This is a genomic window from Actinomyces oris, assembly GCF_001929375.1.
GTDB classification, from domain to species: domain Bacteria; phylum Actinomycetota; class Actinomycetes; order Actinomycetales; family Actinomycetaceae; genus Actinomyces; species Actinomyces oris_B.
The window spans coordinates 1-2,978 of record NZ_MSGO01000023.1 but is presented as its reverse complement, the minus strand read 5'-3'; the positions used below and the strand labels follow the sequence as shown (position 1 = coordinate 2,978).

The window sequence follows — 2,978 nt, the reverse complement described above, 5'->3', positions numbered from 1 at the left end:
GCGGAGCCCGGGTCCTCGGGGGCCCCCGACTGCTCTAAGGCGGCGTGCCGGCAGGCCTGCTCCAGTCGGCGCGCCTCCGCCTTCCAGGCCCCCGACCCGGTCCCGCCGCCCCGCACCTGTCGGGCCAGGGCCGTCAGGTCCCCGTCGGGCGCGCGCAGGTCGGCGGTCAGCAGCGCCGTCGCCCGCGCCGCCCGCCGCGCCCCCAGCACCGGCGCCGTCGCCAGCAGGGCCCGCGCCTCACGCACGCCCGCCGGCAGCCCGGCCACCGCCCGCCCCAGAGGCGTCACGCCATCGGCGCCGGCCAGGCCCAGACGCTCCAACGCCTCCCGGGCGGCCCCCAGAGCCGCAGCCGGCGGCTCATCCACCCAGGCCAGCCCCGCGCCGTCGGGCACACCCCACACGGCCAGCTCCAGGGCCGCACCGGTGAGGTCGGCCGAGAGGATCTCCGGGGTCGGAGCCAGTGGCGAGCGCGCCCAGTCCGTCGGCGAGCAGCAGCGGTAGACGACGCCGGGTCCCTCTCGCCCCGCCCGCCCGGCCCGCTGCACCCCGGCCGCCCTCGAGACCCCCACCGTCACCAGGCCGCTCATGGAGCGGGCCACGTCCAGGCGAGGCTCGCGCGCCAGCGTGGAGTCCACCACCACCCGCACCCCGGGAACCGTCAACGAGGACTCGGCCACGTTCGTGGCCACCACGACGCGCCGCCGCCCCTCCGGGCTCGGGGCCAGGGCCGCGTCCTGGGCGCTCGCGGGCAGGCGGCCGTGCAGCGGCAGGACGTCCACGCCCGGCAGGGCCGCACCGCGCAGGCGGGAGACGACGTCGTCGACCTCGCGGGCCCCGGGCAGGAAGACCAGGACGTCACCGGAGCGCTCGACCAGGGCCCGCTCCACGGTGGCAGCGACGTGGACGAGGAACTCCCGCGGCACCCCGCGCGGCCCCAGGCGACCGGTGCGCCCCGGCGGCGCCCACACCTCCTCAAGGGGGTGGAGGCGACCGGGCACCTCCACCAGCGGGGCGGCCCCCGAGGAGCCGCTTGAGGGGCCGCCCAGGATGCGGCGCAGGCGGTCGGCGTCGAGCGTGGCGGACATGGCCACGAGGGTGAGGTCCTCGCGCAGGGCGGCGCGCGCGTCCGCCAGGAGGGCCAGGAGCAGGTCGCTGTCCAAGGAGCGCTCGTGGACCTCGTCGAGGATGACGGCGTCGACGCCGCTCAGCTCCGGGTCCCGCTGGAGGCGGCGCAGGAGGAGCCCGGCGGTGACGACCTCGATCCGCGTGTCCGGGCCGGCGCGCCGCTCCCCGCGCACCGCGTATCCGACGGTGCCGCCGACCTCCTCCCCCAGGAGGTCGGCCAGGCGGCGGGCGGCCGCACGGGCGGCGATGCGCCGCGGCTGGGTGACGACGACGCGGCCCGGCCGGCGTTCCTGGGCGTGCCCGTGCCCCGGGGTGCTGGCAGGGGCACCGGCCAGGACGTCGGCCAGGAGCGGTGGGACGAGCGTCGTCTTACCGGTGCCGGGCGGGGCGGTGAGGACCAGGCAGGCGCCGGCGTCGTCGGAGGCGGAGGGGCTGGAGGAGAGACGCTCGCGCAGCTCGGGCAGCACCTCGACCACCGGCAGGTCCGGGGGCGAGGCGAGCAGGGCCCCGATGGGGTCGGTCTGCGGAGGCTGCGTGCGGCCCTGCGGCCCGGTGCGAGTCATGCCCTGATTGTGCCCGGTGGGGGAGGGGCGCTGAGCAGCAGAAGGCCTCCGGTCGGTGGAGGACCGGAGGCGCAGTGGGGGGGATAGGGACGAGGGGAGGCGCAGGCGCCGGCGGCTACCGCACGCTCATGAGGATGTCGCGCGACTGCAGGGCGTTGGCGAGCTTCTCGGCGTACTCGGCGTGGGTCTTGACAGACTTGCGCATGCCGATCGCGCCGCCGATGAAGGCCGACCCCGTCGAGGAGAGGTAGCGCACCAGGGTCTCGCCGTGCGGGCCGGTCCCGAACTGCAGGTTCTGCGAAAGATAGAAGTTGCTGCCCATGAGTGCGCCGAAGGCGATGGACATGCCCTTCTTGCCGCGGGTGATCTGGAGGGTGTCGCCGGAGAAAGGGGTGACGGTCCAGCCCTCCCGAGTGAAGAGCTCTGTAACGATTGATCGAACTTGGTCGATCGGTGCATTAATTGTAAAAATTCGCTCAGCCATGGGGGGATGCTAAGTGACGTTTATTTGTTCTTGCACATTACGTGCAATCACGTTTGCGTGAAGGCGGTGCGCTGCCTTGCCGGCCAGTCCGGGCTGCCTGTCCCGCTGCCCGCGGCTCCTGTCTGCCCGCTCGCCTCGCCGGCCCGCCCGGCCTGCCCGGCTCGCCCAGCTCGCCCGGCCCTGCTCGGCTCGCACACAGATCGACAAAATCTTCAGAATCGACCCGGAGCCGTGTCGATTCTGAAGTTTCTGTTGGTGAGTGCGGGGTAGGCGCCAGTGGCCCGGATTCTCCGAGTGAAGCACGCTTGACATGGAGGGTTCTGTCAAGCACACTAGACATGTCAAGCAAACATGACACCCACTCGTGGGGTGAGTTGCTACTCAAGGAGTGATCGCCATGCTTTCGGCCGTCTCTGCTTCTCCTGTCCTGGCTGTCGTGTCGTCGGCCTCTCCCGGTGTCACCTTCATTGCCGGGGTGGTCGGTGGCCTCGCCGCCGGGATCGTCCTCTATCTGCTCGTCTACCGGTACTCGGCTCGACGCCTGCCCGAGGTCCGTGCCGAGGATGCGCCCGAGCTCCTCAAGAAGCTCAGTGGGCAGCAGACTAGTTTCGTCTGCGCCCTCCCCACCGGAATCATGGTGGGCTTCGTGTGCCCGGCGGCTAGTCATCTCTCCGCCGGACCACTTCTGCTGGTCGTGCACCTCATGGGCGCCGCCATGATCGGCGTCTCCGTCGTCGGTATCGCGTGGCTGTCCCCGCGACTGCGTGCCGCCCGGAACGCGGCTGCGGCATGAGCCGGTTGTCTCG

Annotated in this window: 3 protein-coding genes; 1 reads left to right on the top strand and 2 read right to left on the bottom strand. The window is 72.7% G+C overall.

What is annotated here, in order from left to right:
• Together BKH32_RS05700 and BKH32_RS05695 are read right to left on the bottom strand one after the other, a co-directional pair.
• Nucleotides 1-1,688: helicase-related protein (locus tag BKH32_RS05700; RefSeq protein ID WP_143222721.1), on the bottom strand; the 1,688-nt coding region annotated here is incomplete at its 3' end.
• 115 nt (nt 1,689-1,803) lie between these two features.
• Nucleotides 1,804-2,172, bottom strand: coding sequence for a hypothetical protein (locus BKH32_RS05695; RefSeq protein WP_075249045.1), 369 nt, complete (start codon nt 2,170-2,172; stop codon nt 1,804-1,806).
• 397 nt (nt 2,173-2,569) lie between these two features.
• Between BKH32_RS05695 and BKH32_RS05690 the strand changes: the two genes are divergently transcribed.
• A complete protein-coding gene (locus BKH32_RS05690; RefSeq protein ID WP_256691074.1) occupies nt 2,570-2,965 on the top strand; it encodes a PTS sugar transporter in 396 nt (131 codons plus the stop codon).
• The last annotated feature ends 13 nt before the right edge of the window (nt 2,966-2,978 follow it).